The sequence below is a fragment of the Acerihabitans sp. TG2 genome (assembly GCF_035013185.1).
Taxonomy (GTDB): domain Bacteria; phylum Pseudomonadota; class Gammaproteobacteria; order Enterobacterales; family Enterobacteriaceae; genus Acerihabitans.
Map to the genome: position 1 here is coordinate 17,809 of NZ_JAYGJO010000023.1, position 21,120 is coordinate 38,928.

Annotated in this window: 14 protein-coding genes; 11 read left to right on the forward strand and 3 right to left on the reverse strand. The window is 48.5% G+C overall.

The features are described 5' to 3' along the window. The first annotated feature begins 15 nt into the window (after positions 1-15). The 5 genes from lepB (at position 16) to acpS (ending at position 4,182) form a co-directional block, all read left to right on the forward strand. Entirely contained in the window at positions 16-990 is a 975-nt protein-coding gene (lepB, locus tag SJI19_RS18090; protein ID WP_323479666.1) for a signal peptidase I, read from the forward strand. A gap of 347 nt (positions 991-1,337) precedes the next feature. Continuing rightward, entirely contained in the window at positions 1,338-2,018 is a 681-nt protein-coding gene (gene rnc / locus SJI19_RS18095) for a ribonuclease III (RefSeq protein WP_323479667.1), read from the forward strand. Continuing rightward, the gene (era, locus tag SJI19_RS18100; RefSeq protein WP_323479668.1) at positions 2,015-2,932 is read left to right on the forward strand and encodes a GTPase Era; all 918 of its coding nucleotides are present in this window, start codon (positions 2,015-2,017) and stop codon (positions 2,930-2,932) included. Before rnc ends, era begins: the two co-directional genes overlap by 4 nt. A gap of 11 nt (positions 2,933-2,943) precedes the next feature. Then, complete coding sequence (recO, locus tag SJI19_RS18105; RefSeq protein WP_323479669.1) at positions 2,944-3,696, forward strand: DNA repair protein RecO; 753 nt, start codon at positions 2,944-2,946, stop codon at positions 3,694-3,696. A gap of 105 nt (positions 3,697-3,801) precedes the next feature. Next, positions 3,802-4,182, forward strand: coding sequence for a holo-ACP synthase (acpS, locus tag SJI19_RS18110; RefSeq protein WP_323479670.1), 381 nt, complete (start codon positions 3,802-3,804; stop codon positions 4,180-4,182). Between the two features lie 6 nt (positions 4,183-4,188). Here the strand turns inward: acpS and SJI19_RS18115 are convergent, their stop codons facing one another. Continuing rightward, positions 4,189-4,449 carry a YfhL family 4Fe-4S dicluster ferredoxin gene (locus SJI19_RS18115; protein ID WP_323479671.1) on the reverse strand — a complete coding sequence of 87 codons (261 nt, stop codon included), beginning with the start codon at positions 4,447-4,449 and terminating at the stop codon, positions 4,189-4,191. 724 nt (positions 4,450-5,173) lie between these two features. On the opposite strand from SJI19_RS18115, the gene SJI19_RS18120 reads away from it, so the two are divergent. Both SJI19_RS18120 and SJI19_RS18125 read left to right on the forward strand, forming a co-directional pair. After that, positions 5,174-6,694, forward strand: a complete 1,521-nt coding sequence (locus SJI19_RS18120; protein ID WP_323479672.1) for a hypothetical protein — start codon at positions 5,174-5,176, stop codon at positions 6,692-6,694. Positions 6,695-7,787: 1,093 nt separating this feature from the next. After that, positions 7,788-11,426, forward strand: a complete 3,639-nt coding sequence (locus tag SJI19_RS18125; RefSeq protein ID WP_323479673.1) for a hypothetical protein — start codon at positions 7,788-7,790, stop codon at positions 11,424-11,426. A 12-nt stretch (positions 11,427-11,438) separates the two neighbouring features. Here SJI19_RS18125 and SJI19_RS18130 read toward each other — a convergent pair whose 3' ends face one another. Continuing rightward, entirely contained in the window at positions 11,439-12,293 is an 855-nt protein-coding gene (locus tag SJI19_RS18130) for a MurR/RpiR family transcriptional regulator (protein WP_323479674.1), read from the reverse strand. Positions 12,294-12,406: 113 nt separating this feature from the next. Between SJI19_RS18130 and murQ the strand changes: the two genes are divergently transcribed. The 3 genes from murQ (at position 12,407) to tadA (ending at position 14,662) form a co-directional block, all read left to right on the forward strand. Further along, positions 12,407-13,369 carry an N-acetylmuramic acid 6-phosphate etherase gene (murQ, locus tag SJI19_RS18135; RefSeq protein WP_323479675.1) on the forward strand — a complete coding sequence of 321 codons (963 nt, stop codon included), beginning with the start codon at positions 12,407-12,409 and terminating at the stop codon, positions 13,367-13,369. A 68-nt stretch (positions 13,370-13,437) separates the two neighbouring features. Then, positions 13,438-14,010, forward strand: a complete 573-nt coding sequence (gene yfhb, locus SJI19_RS18140) for a phosphatidylglycerophosphatase C (RefSeq protein ID WP_323479717.1) — start codon at positions 13,438-13,440, stop codon at positions 14,008-14,010. Between the two features lie 103 nt (positions 14,011-14,113). Then, positions 14,114-14,662, forward strand: a complete 549-nt coding sequence (tadA, locus tag SJI19_RS18145; RefSeq protein WP_323479676.1) for a tRNA adenosine(34) deaminase TadA — start codon at positions 14,114-14,116, stop codon at positions 14,660-14,662. Here the strand turns inward: tadA and mltF are convergent. After that, a complete protein-coding gene (gene mltF, locus SJI19_RS18150; RefSeq protein ID WP_323479677.1) occupies positions 14,619-16,142 on the reverse strand; it encodes a membrane-bound lytic murein transglycosylase MltF in 1,524 nt (507 codons plus the stop codon). The two genes, tadA and mltF, sit on opposite strands and share 44 nt — an antisense overlap. Positions 16,143-16,476: 334 nt before the next feature. On the opposite strand from mltF, the gene purL reads away from it, so the two are divergent. Continuing rightward, a complete protein-coding gene (gene purL, locus SJI19_RS18155; protein WP_323479718.1) occupies positions 16,477-20,382 on the forward strand; it encodes a phosphoribosylformylglycinamidine synthase in 3,906 nt (1,301 codons plus the stop codon). Positions 20,383-21,120 lie beyond the last annotated feature (738 nt).

Consider the following 21,120-nt stretch of genomic DNA (forward strand, 5'->3'; position numbering starts at 1 on the left):
TCTTAAGGAGTTTGCATGGCAAATATGTTTGCCCTGATCCTGGCAATAGCCACCTTGATAACAGGTATTATCTGGTGCGTGGATCGTTTTAAATTGGCACCGGCGCGTCGCGCCCGGCTGGCCGAGCTAGCTGCAGCCGACGATGTGGCTATTGATAAGACGTTGCAGGAAAAAGTCAAACAACCGGGCTGGATTGAAACCTGCGCGTCCATTTTTCCGGTGTTGTTGGTGGTCTTTATTGTTCGTTCGTTCATTTACGAACCGTTTCAGATTCCGTCTGGTTCCATGATGCCGACATTACTGGTGGGCGATTTTATCCTGGTAGAAAAATTTGCCTATGGAATCAAAGACCCCATAACCCAAACGACGCTTATCCCAACCGGCCATCCCAAACGTGGTGATATTGTCGTGTTTAAATATCCACCGGATCCGAAGTTGGATTATATCAAACGGGTCATCGGTTTGCCCGGCGATCGGGTGATCTACGATCCGCTCAGCAAGACGGTGACGGTACAGCCGGGATGTGCGGATAGCACCACCTCCTGCACCAGTGCTTTGCCTATTACCTACAGCGATATGGCACCCAGTGATTTTGTCCAGACCTATGATTCCAACGGTAGCGGTGAATCCTCCACCGGTTTTTTACAGGTCCCACCAGACAGACAGGTTCAGGGTGGTGTTCGCCTGGCCGAACGTACGGAAAACTTGGGAAATATGTCACATCAAATCTTGCAGGTTCCGGGACAGCAGGATCAGGTCGGTATGTACTATCGCCAGCGTAACCAGCAGTTGGCTGAATGGTCGGTGCCGGCGGGACATTATTTTATGATGGGCGATAATCGTGATGATAGTGCTGACAGTCGTTATTGGGGATTTGTCCCCGAACGAAATCTGGTGGGCAAAGCCGTCGCGATCTGGATGAGTTTTGAAAAACAGGAAGGTCAGTGGCCAACCGGCGTTCGTTTAGAGCGTATCGGTGCAATACATTAATCGAAACCTGTTTTAAGCGAAGCATTATTGCGCTTCCCGTTGTAGAATACCCCCCTCTGACAATAAACACTGGCCCCCGTTCCGGGGGCCACTGCAAACGAAACAGATTTGTCTTGGTTTGGTTACTGGTATAACCTTAATAATTCGAGTTGCGGGAAGGCGACGACACAGCGAATCCCCCAAACGCTTACGCAAGTAAGTGATTCGGGTGAAAGATCGTGGTCAGCGCACCTGCAACTTGAAGTATGCCGGGTATAGATGTAATGCCAGGGAGCAGGTCACACGTATCGGCAAACCGGTCCCGTATGTTGTAGTTATTTGACGCATGGTTGAGTTATTGGTAACGCATGAACCCCATCTTAATAAATAGGCTCCAGAAGAAACTGGGCTACACTTTTCAACAGCACGAGCTTTTGTTACAGGCCCTGACTCATAGAAGCGCCAGCAGCAAACATAACGAACGGCTGGAATTCCTCGGCGACTCCATATTGAGTTTTGTTATCGCCAATGAGCTATATCTGCGCTTTCCCCGTGTCGACGAAGGGGATATGAGCCGGATGCGCGCGACTTTGGTGCGTGGCAACACGCTGGCCGAAATGGCTCGGGAGTTTGATCTGGGCGAGTGCCTGCGCTTAGGGCCAGGGGAATTGAAAAGCGGCGGTTTCCGCCGAGAATCTATTCTGGCTGATACGGTGGAAGCCCTTATCGGCGGCATATTTCTTGATAGCAATATTGAAAATATCGAACGTTTGATCCTTAATTGGTATCATAGTCGTCTGGAGGAGATAAGCCCCGGCGACAAGCAAAAGGACCCCAAAACTCGCCTGCAAGAGTATTTGCAAGGGCGTCATTTGCCGTTACCTACCTATTTAGTGGTTCAGGTCCGTGGCGAGGCGCATGACCAGGAATTTACTATTCACTGCCATGTCAGTGGCTTACCAGAACCCGTTGTGGGCAATGGTTCAAGCCGCCGTAAAGCCGAACAGTCAGCTGCCGAACAAGCGCTGAAAGAGCTGGAGCTTGAATGAACGAAAATCAGAACGAAGAAAAAACATATTGCGGATTTATTGCCATCGTCGGCCGGCCAAATGTTGGCAAGTCTACGCTGCTCAATCAGTTTCTCGGGCAAAAAATTTCCATAACCTCACGTAAGCCGCAGACCACACGCCACCGGATAATGGGCATCCATACCGAAGGGCCATACCAGGCGGTTTATGTCGATACCCCTGGACTGCATATTGAGGAAAAACGCGCCATCAACCGATTGATGAACCGTGCTGCCAGCAGTTCACTGGGTGATGTGGAGCTGGTGATTTTTGTGGTAGAAGGTACCCACTGGACGCCGGATGATGAGATGGTGGTCAATAAGTTACGTGGTGTTGATTGCCCGGTGGTGTTAGCGATTAATAAAGTCGATAACGTCACCGACAAAAGTAAGCTGCTACCCCATATCACTTTCCTCAGCCAGCAGATGAACTTCCTGGATGTCGTGCCGATTTGCGCCGAAACCGGGATGAATGTCGATACGCTAGCCAGCATTGTGCGCAAATGTATGCCTGAGGGCATCCATCAGTTCCCGGAAGAGTATATTACCGACCGGTCACAGCGCTTTATGGCCTCTGAAATCATCCGTGAAAAGCTGATGCGTTTTCTTGGTGAAGAGCTGCCGTACTCCGTCACGGTGGAAATTGAACGCTTTATCACCAATGAGCGCGGGGGATTTGATATCCACGGCCTGATCCTGGTGGAACGCGAGGGCCAGAAAAAAATGGTCATTGGCAATAAAGGGTCGAAGATTAAAACCATTGGTATTGAAGCCCGTCAGGATATGGAGACCATGTTTGAGTCCAAAGTGCATCTTGAACTCTGGGTCAAAGTGAAATCAGGCTGGGCCGATGATGAACGTGCTTTGCGCAGCTTGGGTTATACCGACGATCTCTGAGGGCTAACCCGATGGATGGCTGGCAGCGTGCATTTGTCTTGCATGGACGACATTATAGCGAAACCAGCCTGCTGTTGGATTTTTTCACTGAAAACGATGGGCGGGTGCGCATACTGGCTAAAGGCGCACGTTCTCGTCGCTCTGCGTTAAAAGGGATATTACAGCCGTTTACGCCGTTACTGATCCGCTGGAGTGGACGCGGTGAAGTGAAAACCTTGCGCAGCGCTGAGCCGGTATCGATGGGGCTGCCATTAACCGGGTTGATGCTTTACAGCGGGCTATATACCAATGAACTGCTGTCCCGGGTCCTGACCCACGAAACCGATTATTCCTCACTGTTTTTTGACTACCTGCACTGCCTGCAATCGCTGGCGGGTGATAACGGCTCGCCGGAACCCGCGCTAAGGCGTTTTGAACTGGCCCTGCTCGGGCATCTGGGATACGGTGTTGATTTTTTACACTGTGCCGCCACCGGACTGCCGGTGGATGACGATATGACGTATCGTTTTCGTGAAGAAAAAGGGTTTATTGCCAGTGTGGTCATCGACCACTACAGTTTTACCGGACGCGAACTTCAAGCGCTGGCCACCCGCCAGTTCCCCGATATTGACAGCTTACGCGCCGCCAAACGCTTTACACGCATGGCGCTTAAACCCTATCTTGGTGGTAAGCCGCTAAAAAGCCGCGAGCTGTTTCGCCAGTTTATGATAAAAAAACCAACGGATAAAACAGCGCCCACAGAGGATCTCCCTGATAAGGTGTAGAACTATGCCACAGGACACCCAGGGCGAGCGATTTTAGGAGGTAGACATGGCGGTACAGATTACTGCTGGTTTGATGTATCCACGCGCATTGCGAGCGCGCGGATAATGGCCATCCTCGGTCTTGGAACCGATATTGTCGAAATAGCCCGTATCGAAGCGGTGGTAGCACGCAGCGGGGACCGCTTTGCCCAGCGTATTTTGAGCGACGTGGAATGGGCACAATATCTGAATCATAAGCAGCCGATCCGTTTTCTGGCCAAACGGTTTGCGGTAAAAGAGGCGGCGGCAAAAGCCTTTGGCACCGGTATTCGTAACGGTCTCGCCTTTGCACAATTTGAAGTGATCAACGATATCCTGGGCAAACCGGGACTGCGGTTTTATCTGCAGGCCGACGCGTTGGCCAAGCGTTTGGGGGTGACCAGCGTGCATGTCAGCCTCGCTGATGAGCGGCGTTATGCCTGTGCCACCGTTATTCTGGAGAAGTAGCCGGACTCATAAGCGAGGGTCGTGGTACATCAGCACATATTTCTCCCATAGCTTATCGTTGCTTTCGACCCGCTGTGGGTCAGGCAAAATGGTATTATCAATGGGACACACGTTGACGCAGGTGGGGGTGTCGTAATGCCCGACGCACTCTGTACAACGATTTGGATCGATCTGATAGAACTCCGCACCCATGGTAATCGCCTGGTTAGGGCATTCAGGCTCGCACATGTCGCAGTTGATGCACCGCTTTGTTATTAGTAACGCCATCTCAATCACTTAGATATTAAATATATTAAAATCATGCGGTTATCTGGATTTATTTTTGGATATGATCCCGCACTACGGGTCGGTTTTCACCCTTGTTTTGGCATCGAAAAAACCTGTCCAGCAACACCAAATGGCAATATATGCCTTTTTTAGCCTCCAGATTTTACCTCAACTATGAGTGTAGCGCTGGTTGCCACTGATACACGCCAATGCCAATCCCGCGCACTGTAACACACCAGCAGGATAACCCCAATAAGGATGCGCTCCTGGCCGCATTTGCACACGGGAAAAGCGGCAAACTACCATAGGCAAATTCGCGACTACAGTTAACATCATGTCGGCACACTTGGACAAATTTGGAAATTCTTTTCTGTGCAGAGTGCTCTTATGCATAGTGGAACAACATCATGAACTCAATAAAATCACTACTACTCACGCCAGATATCTTATTCATAATTTTAGCCTCTAAATGTCTATACCGAACGAATTATGGGCCTTCGGGGCATGGGTAGGTCCACTCACGTTGCACAATGACCAGAATTACCTTGGTAGTGGCATCAATAATTGAGTATTCTTGTTGCGCCAGACCATAAAGGCAATCCTTTGGCTCAATACAACGCCATTGACCTAGATGGTGAGGGCGGTGATATAACTTGTGTTAAGATGAACCATCATCCAAGATGCACAAAATATACAGAATGGAATTACTTAAGGAGTTTTTTTAGTGAAAAAGGTAAACAAGGGGTCGGCGTTAATTTATTTTTCCGCATCAATTTTTGCCATGATCATTTCTTATTTTCTGACTTACAGATATTTCCCTATTGAACCAGATGCTGCAAACAGTTCCCTGGTTTGGCGCGGTTTCCTGACCGAGGGGTTTTCGGTATTCCGAGATTGGGCGCCCACCCCGGATAACTGGTACTTTACCATTTACCCATTTAATTTCATTTTCTTTTCACTTTATTCTGATGATGGAAAAATACCATTAATACTGTCTACGTCGGCATTCATCGCTCTTACATCGGTTATTATTACAATTATATTAAATAATACTAAAAAAACATACTTTTCATTGATTTCTCTTGCTTGTTTAATACTGTTTCCTGCTTATTCATATACCTTTGGTTTTCTTGCTCATCCATTTTCGCACAATTCAACCAATTTTTTTGGAGTTGTTGTATTTGGTTTATGCTTTTGGAATATTGAAAAAAAATCGATTATTATAACAATATTGTATAGCTTTTTGGCGGTATTAGCCGCGGCCTCTGATCCTTGGTTTTTAGCGTCTTACTTTCTTCCTGTTTTGCTTTCTACTGTTTATTTCTCTTGGAAAAAGTATATTGATAAAAAATCAATGATGGTATTTGGCATAGCCTATGTGTTAGCAATAACCCACGTCATCCAAAGGATTTTCGGATTACCAATACAGCGATTAAAGGTGGTTGGTTTCGAACAATGGATAATAAATGCTGAGTGGGTTGTTAATGTGCTTGGTAAAAGCATGAATATATTTTTCATTGACTTACCAATCGCGTATATTGCTTCATTTATTGTTTGGTCAATTACTATTCTCTACTCACTATCAATTTGTTTAAAAGCAGGGATTAAAGCTCAGTACATCGGAGTTTTCAGTGCGCTCTCAATCGCTGGTATAATTTCGTCTTTCATAATCAGCTATGAAGATCCCGCGTATATAAGTGCCCGTTTTTTCATGAACGCTGTGTGCTTCGGTATCGCTATTTCGGTTTTAACGTTCTCTTTTAAAAGAAAATATTTAATAGCAATTGTACTTGCCATGTTCATTGGATCTTCCATTTACTCGTATCAACAGCATACTCGCCCATTATATGATCAGGAAGAACAAACCTTAAATTATATCAAATTTTTAGAGGATAATAATCTAACATTTGGCTACAGTGACTATTGGAAAATGTCAAATAGCGTAAACTGGTTTTCTAATGGTTCTATTCATATCACCCCTGTTTTGTTTGACAACGTAACATATCGTATTAGATTTAATTTTACTCGCCTACAAACAATGAGGTCATGGTTGACAGATGAATATATTGAAAAGTCACCAAAGCGTCAGTTTGTTGCAATTCCAGCGGTTAAAAGTATTGATGAAAACTCAGAGCCTAATCTTCGATTAAACGCGATAAAGAATCAAGTTGGTATCCCTGACCAAGTACTAACGTTTCAAAACATGACTATTTATGTATATAATCATAAAATAGCAATACATTAGGCACACATTACTTGTTCACATACATCACATTTTAGTTGTTGTACATGAGGAATAATATATACTGTAAATTAGATAAAAATGGATCCCTAACACCTACATTCGAATTGGTCATTCAGTTTGGCGGTTATCAGTAGCTCAGAATAGCCGCCATTTTTAACCCTACTTCATAGGATATGCAAGTTAACTGGCATAACAATTTTTTGCTCGCATTTTATGGATTGCATTGTTGCCTTTTTAGCGTTGGCCAAGCGTTGTGATAATTTTTTATTTACTGGCGTACGACCACAGCGTTTAGCAAAATCCTAGTTTCAATAGCCATGCTGAGATAAATATTGAATAATGCAATTATACTGAGGTACTTTTGGTTTTTAATATGTGCGTTTAAGTAAAACGCGTTGTCTGGAGTGTACAGCCGTTATTGTTAAATTTATCCTATCCAGGGTGTATGCCATTTTGCCAGAATTAGCACTATGGCAAATAATTACTTTATTTCTCAATTATTTGTTTTTTATGTAAAAAATAAATAAATCATTATTGATACCTCTTGCTTTTTGTTAAAAACAATTCTATGTTAAATACATAAATAACTGACATCTATCAGTAGATATTGAATTTGATAATTAGTATTTTATTAAATGGTGAGATAGATTTTTGTGATAATGTTCCTGCAAAAATAATTTATCATCAGTAATGGTTCGGAAGTTGAGTAACCACTTTTGCAAATGGTAGGGTGTTCAATATATATCAGGTAAAATAGCATTTTTGTAATGCCGTATTGTAGAGCGTTTTTTAATTACTTACCTTACTGTTGGTGGTGGAAGAATTAAGTGATTTAGCTCATCAAGAATGATAAGTCGCTAATGAAATGTGTTGGCAGCCCCCTTTAAGGGGCACTTAACCTAAGACATATTGTGTATACGGTCTATCTATAACATCAGGATGCTTTTGTTAAAAAATAGAGTGATAGCACGATGTCGGGATTGTGTGACAATTATTTTTGTATTTCCTCAATGCTGAAAAAGGTAGTTAACGTTATTATTTTCTTCTATTTTACACTAGTCATTCATTGCATAAATCACTTTTTTGGAGATATATGAATATATCATCTATAGAAAAATATACTCATAAAAATAGCGTCAGTGATGGACAACATGGTTTAAATAATTTTTCTACGCTTCCTCCAGGTAATTTACTTGATGACAGCTATCAACCTCAAGGAAAAAGACTCGCAGCCTTAGCCAGAGTGTATAATGATAGCCAGTATTATATTTCTACATATCACCGACCGTCTAAGACGGAGACCTTATTAAGTGGTTTTGTACTTTCGACCCAGTTGCTTATATGGCAATTTTCTCATGTAATTACTCGGCCTATCAGAGATGTTGGTGTATTTTACGATCGATCCGCTTCTTACTTCGATTTGAATGCTTATCAAGGCTGGTTTACCGAAAATATCTATCAAAAGGTATTGAATTTTAGTGATCCTCTGCGTTTTCCTGCTGCGCAAGCGAATGACCAGACCCAGTCGATTTTGTCTGATCACCATGTTATTCCCGTTTCTCCCAACACAGAGTCACCAACGATTTCACCTATTCCAAATGTAACAAATAGGCTTGCCGTTTTTTTTGCCAAAAGATATGGAACGCTGCAAGGTGAGCATGAGGTTGATCTTAACCAACTGATGAGAAATGTTACTGATTATATTACTTTCAATAAAAACGGGGCTGTGGTGTTAGGCAGGGAAATACTGTCATCAGAGACGACTGGCACCATAACGTCCTTAAAAAAATATACGGCTTATACTTATCAAATGACAATTCATCATTGGGTCGAACGACATCTATTCGAACAAAGTGCGTTTGATTATATTGTAAAAAAATTGATTAAGCACCGTGATCATAAAAAGAATATTTTACAAAAAGTTAAAGGCTCTGTTTTTAGTAAAATAAATAGCAGTATTTATAAAGGGCGGAAAACGGGTAACGGTGAATCAGCGACTTATATTTTTGATAAAGTAGCCGTTGCTGAATTTCCTATATGGCATAATGGGTTATCCCTTAGTTTTGGTGAAAATAATCAAACCTGGGGATTTTGTCATGCAGGTTTATCTTTTGCTGCGCGGTGGGGCGCGGATATTTCTTTGTTTTCGCAGGATGAAGCGTATGCGCTGGGTTTGATGGTTTATGTGCAATTGAAGGAACGAGCTATTCCCGCCAGTTGGGTTAGGTTATTTTCAATGCCAGCTTTACTTTTTTATATAATGGAACATCCTGACGAATTGCCGAATTGGGATCCCGCCATGCGTAGTACATATGAAAAAACCGCGCTAGACGCTTTTTTTTCCCAAAGAGAGACTATTGATGAACATCCACTGGTGCTGTTTAACGAAAGTCTAAGTCAATTCAAACCCCGTTTGCAGGTCCTTGGTTGTGATACACCACAGGATACGGAATCCCTCGATAAAGCCTATGAGCTACAAAATTCTTCTATCGCTGATAAGTTTTATGATATTGATAAATTATATATATTGTCGGAATTTAATTTATTAGATACTGATGCTAAAGAATTTATTAATGCGGCAAAAATTTTTATGGTGGAGTTTTCGTTGGTTAAAACCAGAAATCTGGGGCGAAAAATGCAGCTAGTTCCTAGCCTGGATTATGATAAAGACCTGTTGACTGTATTAAATAATCCACCCCATATTGATTTGTTTATGGCTGAACATAATAGGGTTACCCGGATTTATGCTCTAAAGTCGGTAAACGGGCGTTATGAATTACACCGCGTTGATGAGAATGTGCTTCTCTATCGTGAGCTGCTGGCGCCGAATGACCAAACGGTGTTTGATGATCAGTTTACGCTACATATAAAAGAATCTAAGACTGATATTATCATGGCCTCCTCGCAGGTAATGATTAAACTGATTGAACGCTTAGCCGATAAGCATAAACGTACATTTAAGCAGCAGTTGTCGCTTTATGGTTTTGAACAAACCTTAACAGAAAAGGCCAAAGAAATATTATTGTCAATCGTCCCTTTCTACAATTGTGTCAAGGCGGCGAGCAGCGGTAATTATGGCGAAGCGATTTTTGACTGCAGCCTTGATATTTTAGCATTAATACCTTTTATCGGCCAAGCGTCATCCTTGTCAATACGGCTCGCCAGTGGCGTGACCAAAGGTGCGCTGATTGCGTCGCAAAAAACCGCGATGAGTATCAGCATGACCTATGGGGCCAGGCAAGCGGTGAAACATGCGCTGAAAACTGGCTTGTATAACTCGCAGCATTTTATTTTCCAACCCATGGCATCTCAGCTGAGCCGAGCTGTTTTATTGCGTTTGGGACTCTCGGCGCTGCGCGGTATTGACCCCGGAGCGGAAATGATGTTCTCCATCACCCGTTCCGCTAGCAGACGGTCAATAAAGCTGGGGTACCAAATGATCGACGCCATTCCGCAGCTTAACACCGCTTTGCCAAAACTTAACGTCCGTAAATCGACCTCAGGGTTACCCTCTGGCGCGGAGATGGCGAAGCCCCATGCTTTACCAACAGATTTAGTGGTGCAAGGGGGGATGGGTAATCCGGACATACGAAAAATGGAGGCAGGCGATGCGTCTTTGGCAAATGTCGCTATCGGCGTGAACGCAAAGCAGCTTGCCCCTCTCGACTTGACCATAGAGAAAAATACCCGTTGGGTATTGCCGCCGTTTAAAAAATTTATTATGAATCGACCCGTAGTGCTGGCTCCCAATGCGGATGTGAACTACAGCATACAGGCAGCATTAACCGAAATCTTTGGCGATCACCATTATTTTGTTTTTAAAGGCCCAAAGCGTTTTAATAAGGCGTATTACCTTAACGATCTGAAAGCCCAAACCAATAAAGAATTAATGAATGTTAAAATGAGTTTACAACGTGCGTTATTGAATTTGAAATGGATGCAAAAATCACATAATAATATTGTCAAGCTCAATAATTATTTTGCTAAAGCTCTGGGAGTGACTGACCCAGATATTATCCGACAAGCGTTGTTTGTTTTTGAAAAGGTAATTGAAAAAAGTTTATTTATGCTGCCTAAAGTAAAAAATAACATAGCATTTTTTTCAAGGAAAAATTTGTTAAGTGATGATGTTATCATTGAATTGGATACGGTCGAGCAAAATACGGGGCCACTTGCTTTTTGTCTGCCGAGCGATCCGCAACACAGGATCTTTATAAATGTGGATCGTTTGATTACTGTATCAGAAGATCGTTTGGAGATGTCTCATACGTTACTTCATGAAACGTCTCATTTGGCGATCGCAACAGAAGATACAATTTATTTTCCTTCTTCCAATATTCGTTATAGCAGCGCCCAACAAATTTTATCCATTTTTGATCGTGCTTTATATTCGCGTACCCTGCTATTGGAACACATTAGAATGCGCTTAATTGATAATATACCGTTAACGCCAGGGCAGGTTATTTATGACGAAGATATTTACCGCTTACTCGAAAGCGACCCGGTATTCAAAGCCAATGCCATGATGTTAAATGCCGATAATGTCGTAAAGTATATTCGGGATATTGCGGCAATGGATGGCGCAGAAACTGCGCGAGCACCCAGAACGTCCAGAGCGGCATTACCCGATAGGCCACCGCAGCTGCCATCAGAGTTGTTGTGCGACATGATAATTTCTCTGGTGTTGCAACGTGCCTTTGATAGCATCAACGTTGACGAACAGACCAACTGAAGCCTCAATGTCTCAGCCTTGAGCCAGCTTATTGAGCATTTCTTCGCTATGGCGGATTCGTTGTGGCGCATGCTCGAGATCGCGCTGTACCAAGGCCATAAATAACAAATCGGTTAACGCCTGTTGCGCGGTGGTCGACGATAAGGCGCCACTGCCTTGGGCCTGTTCTTGGGCTACTGTGTATAAGGCGATATCGGCATGTTGCTGCAAGGCATTAGGGGAAAAATGGGTGATCGCCAATACGTGTGCACCCACCCGATGTGCCTCTTGTGCTGCCAGGTTGATCTCCCTCCGCCGGCCACTAAAAGAGATGGCCACTAAAAGATCTTCCGGGCTAATGGCCTGGACGGTGGCGAGCAGTACATGCATATCGGTCTGCGCCACTGCCGACATGCCGATTTTCATTAATTTGTACGAAAAATCCTTCGCGACCAGCCCGGAAGCGCCGATACCGACGATAATCACCCTGCGGGCGTCTTGTAGCAGCACCACGCTTTGCCGGAGTCGCTCTTCGCTATTGATATCCAGAGTCGCCCGAAGGGCCGCCACTTTTTCTGTCAGTAATTTTTCCCCAACCGTTTTTAATGGGTCATTGCTGAGAATATGATTATGGACGGTTACCGAAGGGGGATCCTGAACACTTGCCAAGGTTTCGCTCAGCGCCAGCTTTAGCGCGGTAAAACCTTTGTACCCCAGTTTTTGCGCAAATTTGACCACACTTGATTGGCTGACGCCCACCTGCTCGGCCACTTTTTGTGAGCTCAAATGACGGGCTTGGTCGGTTTGTGTCAAAAGGTAATCGGCCAATTTGCGATCATTGGTTGATAATGACCGGTATAGCTGGCGGATGCGTAATACACTACTCATAATTATGGCTCAACGGTGAGGGGCGAAGACAGGTTACAGAATTTTCTCCCCTGTCGGAATTTACTATTCAATAATAGTGTTAAATAGGTGAATTAATAATTCAAGGTAATGTGATGGACAATGATGTGGCAAAGCTCGGCGCGTTAGTGTCGGAAACCCGTAATCCTGCTTCGATGAACCTCGATACACTGACTACGCTGGAAATGGTCACCTTGTTTAATCAGCAGGATCATTTGGTACCCCAGGCGATTAGCCACCAACTACCGGCGATTGCCGCTGCGGTGGATTTAGCCGCGGCGGCGTTGGCGGCCGGCGGTCGTCTGATCTATCTTGGCGCCGGTACCAGCGGACGTTTAGGCGTCTTGGATGCGGCAGAATGTCCTCCCACCTTCGGCGTGCCGTCCGGGCTCGTGGTGGGACTGATTGCTGGCGGCCCTGGTGCCTTGTTGCACGCGGTGGAGGGGGCTGAGGATGACCTTGAGCTAGCCGCTAAGGATTTGCTGGCACTTAACCTGCAGCCGGTGGATATGGTGGTGGGTTTGGCGGCGTCGGGGCGTACACCTTATGTGATCGGCGGACTGCGTTATGCCACCCGTTTGGGCTGCGCCACTGCGGCGATTTCCTGTAATCCGGATTCTCCGATCGCCCATGAGGCTGGTATCGCTATTTCACCGTTGGTGGGTCCGGAAGTCCTTACCGGCTCTACCCGCATGAAGTCCGGTACGGCACAAAAACTTATTTTGAATATGCTCTCCACCGGCGCGATGGTCAAACTGGGTAAGGTATATCAAAATTTGATGGTGGATGTTAAAGCCACCAATATCAAACTCGCGGATCGGGCTTGCCGTATTGTGGTTCAGGCAACTGGCGCTGATAGAGCGCAGGCACAGACCGCGCTGGAACAGGCTGATTTTGAAGTGAAAACGGCAATATTAATGATTCTCACCGGCGTCGACGCTACCCAGGCCAGACGATCGTTATCGCAACAGCGTGGTTTCTTGCGTTGTGCGCTGGGTGATAATGTTGCGGCAAGTGGTGACAAGCGTAGCAACGGATTGAATAATTCTGAGGAGTGATTTTGAGCCCTGTCGCAAACCGACGTATTGTATTTTTCGATTTGGACGGCACGTTACATCAACAGGATATGTTCGGCTGTTTTTTACGTTATATGCTGCGCCATCTGCCGCTCAATTTGATCCTGGTATTGCCGGTCTTGCCATGGGTGTTATTCGGTCTGCTGATTAAAGGACGCTCCGGCCGTTGGCCCATAAGCTTATTACTGTGGGCTATCACCTTCGGTCACAGTGAAGCTCGGCTTATGGCTTTGCAGGAGAGTTTCATCGACTGGTTTCGCCAGCGTGTTACCGCTTATCCTACGGTTTTGGCGCGGCTAAATGAGTACCTTGCCAGTGATGATACGCAGGTTTGGCTGATTACCGGCTCCCTGGAGCCCTTGGTCCGTGGGGTGTATGCCGATGCCCCGTTTTTATCACAGGTAAACGTGATCGGTAGCCGGAGCACCCGTCGATACGGCGGCTGGGTGTTGACCTTACGCTGCCTGGGTCATGAGAAAGTGGTGCAATTGGAGTCAGCGCTGGGTACGCCGCTCAAACTGTTTAGCGGTTACAGCGATAGCATACATGACAGCCCGTTACTCTATTTCTGCCAGCATCGTTGGCATGTTACGCCACGAGGCGAGCTGCAGCCGTTAGAGTAAGTGTCCCCATCACCGTAGGCAACGACGAGCTGCCCGGGGTTTTGCGGTCGTCCGCCTTATACCGCTATAATCAGCCGGCGGGAAATAACCCTGGAGACATATTATGTCTAATGAACTGGACGACGAATACTGGATGCGCCATGCCTTAACCTTGGCCGAGCGGGCCGCAGATGAGGGTGAGGTGCCGGTGGGCGCAGTGCTGGTTCTGGCTGACCGGGTGGTCGGCGAAGGGTGGAACCGCTCGATTGGTCATCACGATCCCACCGCCCATGCGGAAATCATGGCCTTGCGCCAGGGTGGTGCGGCATTGTGCAATTATCGGCTGTTAAACACCACGCTTTATGTCACGCTGGAACCGTGCATTATGTGCGCCGGGGCGATGATTCACGCCAGAATCGGCCGTTTGGTGTTCGGCACCTGCGACCCAAAAACCGGCGCGGTGGGTTCATTTTGCGACGTGCTGCGCCAGTCTGGCCTTAATCATGCGGTGACGGTGAGCCCGGGCGTGTTGGCCGAGGACTGTTCACGTCAACTGAGTGCTTTTTTTCGTGGCCGCCGCGAACTGCATAAAGCGCGGCGTCAAGCCTTGAAACTTCAAGATGCCGGCGTTATGGCGTCGAGTGCGGTTTGGTCCATGAAGGCGCAAAAATAGCACTGGTATTATTGGTCGAAAAAAGCCCGCTGACCTTGGCGGGCTGCTTTGTGGCGTCAAGCGCTGCAGCCTGGTTGGTCACTGCAGTTTGCCGCGCGATTTTTTTCTGTTTTTCCTCTAAATATCCGATTAGGCTCATCTCGTAGAGACGGATATTTTCCACATAGTTATAGGCCTGCTGGCCACGAGCATAACCATAGGTGGTTTGTTGGTAGTAACGAGGCTGGCTAAGCATCGGCAAGCGTTGTTTCACATCCACCCAGCTATCGGGGTTACCCTGTTGGCTGGCCGTTAAGGTGCGTGCGTCCAGCATATGGGAATACCCCATATTATAGGCCGCAAGCGCAAACCAGATTTTTTCCTCTTCAGGTATGGTGTCCGGCACTCGCTGCATCAAGTGCGATAGATAGAGCGCTCCACCGCGGATGCTTTGCTCCGGATCCATGCGATCCGCAATTCCCAGACTATCCGCCGTAGAGCGGGTAAGCATCATCAGACCTCGAACCCCAGTGGGGGAGACGGCCTGGGGATTCCAATGGGACTCTTGGTAAGAAATCGCGGCCAACAATTTCCAATCAATCTCTTTGGCGTATTGCTGAAATAACGATTGCAATGCCGGTAGCGTGGCGTCAATGGATGTCAGGAAAGTTTTGGTATCGACGTAGTCAAAACTGCCCACATGGCCCAGGTATTTTTCCTCAAGCCGCGCCAAGATACCGTTCGTCTGCTGTTGGCTAAAAAAATCCAGCAGGGCGGCGGAGAGATTATCGCTGTTTTTTCGTCGCAGATACCAGGTAACCGGCTCTTCTTCGCTTACGTCAAAGGCGACCGCCAGCCGAGGATGGATACGTTGCAGCAGCCCGACCGTGGCTGAATCCACCAAGGTATAATCAAGTTTACCGTCGGCCACCTGTTCGAGCAGCGATGTGCTGCCGAGATCAGATGACACCTCCCAGTGCAAGTTCGGGTACTTTTTTTGCTTTAACTCGCGCAGCAGGGAAATATGTGCCGATCCGGAAGACACGGCTAGCCGGCCTTGTAGTGCGCCCAGGTTTTTTGGGCGGGGTTGACCTAGCCGATAAACCAGCTGTTGCGAAATATAATAGTAGGCGGGACCGGTGGCGAACCGTTGTAGTCGATCGGTGTTGTAAATCAGACCGGCGGCCAGGAGATCCGCGTCATCATTGTCCAGATCATCAAACAGTTCATTGAGCGTGCTGCGTTGACGGATTACAAGCTTGACACCCAAATAATCGGCGAAACGTTTCACCAGTTCGTAATCGAAGCCGGTTTGCACGTTATTATTGGAATGAAAACTCAACGGCGCGTCAATCGTGCTGACCCGTAGCGTTCCCCTGGATTTTATCTCGCTCAGCTTGTCTTCTCGCGCGTTGTGCCACGGGACGTTGAACCATAACGCCCAGGTTAGCATGGCGGCGACAAGACTCATCACAGCATAGTTAAATTTGATTTTTTTCAAATAGTTATCTCTAGATGGAGCGAATATTTCGCTGTCTCGTTCGGCAGTATTATTAGCATTTTCTCCCTGGAGTGGGGGCATTTTGCGCAACAAAACGCCACTGTGCAACTTTATTGCTTAGCGACCGGGTCTTGAGGGTGCAGATAAGAATCGCAACATTTACCGCGCAAACGGTTTCGTCCGGGGCCGGTATTCTCTATAATGGCGCGCGTTTCCCCCCAAAAATCAAAAATTGCCCGCGCGTATGTGGCGCGCGGAAGTTGGCCAGAGTTGCACCCCATGGCAAGCCGTACCACTGACCTGCGTTCGGCGGTTCAAAGACGAGAGATCTTTTATTATGGAAATACTGCGTGGTTCGCCCGCTTTATCAGCATTTCGTATCAACAAGCTACTATCCCGCTGCCGTGAAGCCCAGTTGCCGGTGAATGATGTTTATGCTGAATATGTCCACTTTGCCGATCTGAGTGCCCCCCTTAACCCAGAAGAGCGCGGCAGGTTGCAACAGCTGTTGAAATACGGTCCCTCGCTTGCTGAACATGCGCCTCAAGGTCGTTTGCTGTTGGTGACGCCGCGTCCCGGCACACTGTCTCCCTGGTCATCAAAAGCTACCGATATCGCCCATAATTGCGGGTTGGCGCAGGTGAAACGTCTAGAACGTGGGCTGGCGTTTTATTTCCAGGGCGAGGCCATGACGGATGTGCAGTGGCGGCAACTGGGTGTGCTGCTGCATGATCGGATGATGGAAACCGTCTTTGATACGCTGGAGCAGGCGGGTGATCTGTTTACTCAACAGCCGCCGGCGCCGGTTCAGCGGGTGGATATGCTAACAACCGGTCGACTGGCGCTCGAACAGGCTAACCTTAAACTCGGGCTGGCGCTGGCACCTGATGAGATAGATTACTTGTTTGAGGCGTTTACCCGTCTGGGACGTAATCCCACCGATGTTGAACTGTATATGTTCGCCCAGGCCAATTCTGAGCATTGTCGCCATAAAATTTTTAATGCCGATTGGATTATCGACGGAGAGCAACAGCCCAAGTCATTATTTAAAATGATTAAGAACACCTTCGAGCGTACGCCTGATTTCGTGTTGTCCGCTTACAAGGACAACGCTGCGGTGATGGAAGGGTCTGCTGTTGGTCGCTTTTTTGCCGACCCACAGGATGGCCATTATGCCTACCATCAGGAGCCGGCGCATATCTTGATGAAAGTGGAAACCCATAACCATCCGACCGCCATCTCCCCCTGGCCGGGTGCCGCTACGGGATCGGGTGGCGAAATTCGTGACGAAGGCGCCACCGGCCGGGGCGCGAAACCCAAGGCCGGGCTGGTGGGCTTTTCCGTGTCCAATTTGCGTATTCCTGATTTTGAACAACCGTGGGAGCAGGATTTCGGTAAGCCGGATCGGATTGTCAGCGCCCTGGATATCATGATGGACGGACCCTTGGGGGGCGCAGCATTTAATAACGAATTCGGCCGCCCCGCGCTGACCGGCTATTTTCGTACTTATGAAGAGCGGGTGAACAGCCATAATGGCCTGGAGCTGCGCGGCTACCATAAGCCCATCATGCTGGCGGGCGGCATCGGCAATATCCGTGACGAGCACGTGCAGAAAGGGGACATTACCGTAGGCGCCAAACTTATTGTACTGGGTGGTCCGGCGATGAATATCGGCCTGGGCGGCGGCGCTGCGTCATCCATGACCTCCGGTCAGTCGGATGCCGATTTGGATTTTGCCTCGGTACAGCGTGATAACCCGGAAATGGAACGTCGTTGCCAGGAAGTGATCGATTGCTGTTGGCAAATGGGTGCGGCCAATCCGATTCTGTTTATCCATGACGTTGGCGCGGGTGGCCTGTCCAACGCCATGCCGGAATTAGTCAGCGATGGTCATCGCGGCGGGCGGTTCCAACTGCGTGCCATCCCCAACGATGAACCGGGTATGAGCCCCTTGGAAGTCTGGTGTAATGAATCCCAGGAGCGTTATGTTATGGCGGTGGCGCCGGCCCAGTTGGCGGTATTCGAGGCCATTTGCCGTCGGGAACGTGCGCCTTACGCGGTCATTGGCGAGGCCACCGAGGAACTGCATTTGCGTCTGGACGACACGCATTTTGCCGATCGGCCCATTGATTTACCGTTGGATGTGTTATTGGGCAAAACGCCCAAGATGCTGCGTGATGTGACTCGGCTGTGCATTGATGCTACGCCGCTGAGCCGCGAGGGCATCGTATTGGCCGACGCGGTGAAGCGCGTACTGCGTCTGCCGGTGGTCGCGGAAAAAACCTTTTTGATCACCATTGGCGATCGGACGGTTACCGGAATGGTGGCACGTGACCAGATGGTCGGTCCGTGGCAGGTGCCGGTGGCGGATTGTGCGGTGACCACGGCGAGTCTGGACAGCTATTATGGCGAGGCGATGTCAATAGGGGAACGGGCGCCTGTGGCACTGCTGAATTTTGCCGCGTCGGCGCGTCTGGCGGTGGGCGAGGCGTTGACTAACCTGGCCGCGACACAGATTGGCGATATTAAACGTATCAAGTTATCCGCTAACTGGATGGCCGCAGCCGGACATCCCGGCGAGGATGCGGGTTTGTATGCAGCGGTTAAAGCCGTGGGTGAGGAACTTTGTCCGGCCCTGGGGTTAACGATTCCGGTGGGTAAGGACTCCATGTCGATGAAAACCCGTTGGCCGCAAGGAGAAGAGCAGCGCGAAATGACATCGCCCATGTCGCTGGTGATCACTGCCTTCGCCCGGGTGGAAGATGTGCGGGGCACCGTGACGCCGCAACTGCGTGCCGATCGGGATAATGTACTGCTGCTAATCGATTTGGGCGCGGGTCACCAGGCGTTAGGGGCAACTGCGCTGGCGCAGGTGTATCGTCAGTTGGGCGATGACACCGCCGATGTGCGCAACGTGGAACAATTGGCGGGATTTTACCGCGCGATTCAGCAACTGGTGGCAGAGCGTGTCTTGCTGGCCTACCACGATCGTTCCGATGGCGGCCTGTTGGTGACCTTGCTGGAAATGGCTTTTGCCGGCCATTGTGGTCTCGCGGTGGATATTGCCGGATTGGGTGATGACACTTTGGCGGCACTGTTTAATGAGGAACTCGGTGCGGTGATTCAAATCGCGGCTGAGGACCGGGCCCAGGTTGAGCAGATATTTGCGCAGCAGGGACTGTCAGACTGTCTGCATGACCTGGGACAGGCGACGGCGGGTAACGACGTGGTGTTCCGCGCCGGCACCGTGGATGTGTATCGTGAAAACCGTACCCAGTTACGGACGTGGTGGGCAGAAACGACCTGGCAGATGCAGCGTTTGCGGGATAATCCTGATTGTGCCGATCAAGAGCACGTCGCTAAGCAGGACGATAGCGATCCGGGGTTGAACGTGGTGCTGACATTTGATCCGGCACAGGATATTGCCGCGCCGTTAATCACCGGGTTCAACATCGCCAAAGGGATATCGCCAAAGGTGGCGATCCTGCGCGAACAGGGGGTTAATTCCCATGTGGAGATGGCGGCGGCTTTCCATCGGGCCGGTTTTGATGCGATCGATGTGCATATGAGCGATCTGCTGTCCGGGCGAGGGCAATTGCATGATTTCCAGGCGTTGGTGGCCTGTGGCGGATTTTCTTATGGCGATGTGTTGGGGGCCGGGGAAGGGTGGGCTAAGTCTATTTTGTTTAATCCGCGGGTGCGCGATGAATTTGAGGCATTTTTTCATCGTGCCGATACCTTGGCACTTGGCGTGTGTAACGGCTGTCAGATGATGTCCAATTTGCGCGATCTGGTACCCGGTGCAGATCTTTGGCCACGATTTGTGCGTAATAAATCGGAACGTTTTGAAGCCCGGTTTAGTTTGGTTGAGGTGACAAGTAGTCCTTCTTTATTACTTCAAGGGATGGTGGGTTCACGTTTGCCGATTGCGGTATCGCACGGGGAAGGGTTGGTGGAGGTGCGTGACGCGGCTCATTTGGCGGCGTTGGAGGCGGCGGGTTTGGTGGCGCTGCGCTTTGTTGATAATCGTGGCCTGCCTACCGAGACGTATCCGGCAAATCCGAACGGCTCGCCTAATGGTATTACCGCTGTGACCAGTGCCGATGGTCGGGTCACACTGACTATGCCGCATCCGGAGCGGGTGTTCCGTACGGTGAGCAATTCTTGGCATCCTGAGGCGTGGGGCGAGGATGGGCCCTGGATGCGGATTTTCCGTAATGCGAGGAAGCAGTTAGGATAAGGGTGGAGGGCGCGCAGCCCTCCCTTTTACAGGGTTTGCGGTGCGATCGGTGATCGCGGGCCTAGCGTACCATGGGGCGCTCTGGCGGCCGGGAAACGGCCGCTTCGACCCCATCGGTGCGCTCTCCCTTTTACAGGGTTTGCGGTGCGATCGGTGATCGCGGGCCTAGCGTACCATGGGGCGCTCTGGCGGCCGGGAAACGGCCGCTTCGACCCCATCGGTGCGCTCTCCCTTTTACCGGGCTTGCGGTGCGATCGGCGATCGCGGGCCTAGCGTACCATGGGGCGCTCTGGCGGCCGGGAAACGGCCGCTTCGACCCCATTGGTACGCTTTCCCTTTTACCGGGCTTGCGGTGCGATCGGCGATCGCGGGCCTAGCGTGACATGGGGTGCTAGGCGGGGCATGAATTTGATTTTATTGTTGCCATAATAAAAAAAACCTGCGAATAGCAGGCGATAAATAAAACAAAATGAAATGAAATAAAGGGTATCTGGTCAGGTTAGAACCCTGACGAGAATGTAATTGTAGATAATGTTTAGTAAAAATAAACATCGTGAAGAACATATAGTACGATTATTAATCAAAAAAGAACTATTCAGAAAAAACTCACAAAAATATCAACATTAGCCCGTGCACAGTTCACCGATATGCCCGAACCATAAATGGGGTGGTGTATTCGATATGACGATTGATATTACAACGGTTAATGCTCACCCTCAATCAACCTACTGATGATCC

Excerpts from the sequence above, each read along its gene's own strand:
- recO (WP_323479669.1), top strand. The coding sequence starts at position 2,944 with ATGGATGGCTGGCAGCGTGCATTTGTCTTGCATGGACGACATTATAGC.
- tadA (WP_323479676.1), top strand. The coding sequence starts at position 14,114 with ATGTCTAATGAACTGGACGACGAATACTGGATGCGCCATGCCTTAACC.
- SJI19_RS18130 (WP_323479674.1), bottom strand. The coding sequence starts at position 12,293 with ATGAGTAGTGTATTACGCATCCGCCAGCTATACCGGTCATTATCAACC.
- SJI19_RS18115 (WP_323479671.1), bottom strand. The coding sequence starts at position 4,449 with ATGGCGTTACTAATAACAAAGCGGTGCATCAACTGCGACATGTGCGAG.
- rnc (WP_323479667.1), top strand. The coding sequence starts at position 1,338 with ATGAACCCCATCTTAATAAATAGGCTCCAGAAGAAACTGGGCTACACT.
- SJI19_RS18125 (WP_323479673.1), top strand. The coding sequence starts at position 7,788 with ATGAATATATCATCTATAGAAAAATATACTCATAAAAATAGCGTCAGT.
- acpS (WP_323479670.1), top strand. The coding sequence starts at position 3,802 with ATGGCCATCCTCGGTCTTGGAACCGATATTGTCGAAATAGCCCGTATC.
- era (WP_323479668.1), top strand. The coding sequence starts at position 2,015 with ATGAACGAAAATCAGAACGAAGAAAAAACATATTGCGGATTTATTGCC.
- yfhb (WP_323479717.1), top strand. The coding sequence starts at position 13,438 with ATGTTCGGCTGTTTTTTACGTTATATGCTGCGCCATCTGCCGCTCAAT.
- lepB (WP_323479666.1), top strand. The coding sequence starts at position 16 with ATGGCAAATATGTTTGCCCTGATCCTGGCAATAGCCACCTTGATAACA.
- murQ (WP_323479675.1), top strand. The coding sequence starts at position 12,407 with ATGGACAATGATGTGGCAAAGCTCGGCGCGTTAGTGTCGGAAACCCGT.